Raw genomic sequence first — 706 nt, forward strand, 5'->3', positions numbered from 1 at the left:
CAACAATTCACCATTCCTGCAACAATGGATTCCTAAAGCTACCTTCACAGATAACTACCTTGAGTTTGTAAATGCTGAAGGTCACCGTCTTGGTGTGAAGATGTTTGGTGCTAAGACAGGTCTTCGTGGTACTAAGATTTTTGGTAAACGTCCCGTTCTTTGTGTACTGGATGACTTAGTTAGTGATGATGATGCTCGCTCACGTACATCAATGGAAGCCATTAAAGACACGGTATATAAGGGCGGGAACCATGCTCTTGACCCAACAAGACGTAAGGTAATCTTTAATGGTACTCCCTTTAATAAGGAAGATATTCTTATTGAAGCAGTTGAATCTGGTGCTTGGGATGTCAACGTATGGCCTGTATGTGAGAAATTCCCATGTACGCGAGAAGAATTTCAAGGTGCTTGGGAAGACCGTTTCTCCTATGACTACATCAATGACCAATACCAGATGGCATTGAAGACAGGTAAGCTGGCATCCTTTTATCAGGAATTGATGTTACGTATCAGTTCTGAAGATGAACGTCTGATTCAAGATTCAGAGATTAAATGGTATTCCCGCACGCAGCTATTACGTCTCCGTTCTTGTTATAACTTCTATATCACCACTGACTTTGCTACCAGTGAGAAGCAGGTATCTGACTACTCTGTAATATCAGTATGGGCATATGGTTCTAATGGTGACTGGTTCTGGGTAGATGGT

1 protein-coding gene is annotated in these 706 nt (G+C 41.9%); it reads left to right on the plus strand.

Translation table 11 applies throughout. The features are described from left to right. A partial coding sequence (locus Y882_RS20385; protein WP_046973425.1) for a hypothetical protein occupies positions 1–706 on the plus strand: 706 nt, incomplete at both ends.

It is taken from the genome of Dyella japonica DSM 16301 (assembly GCF_001010355.1).
Taxonomy (GTDB): domain Bacteria; phylum Pseudomonadota; class Gammaproteobacteria; order Xanthomonadales; family Rhodanobacteraceae; genus Dyella; species Dyella japonica.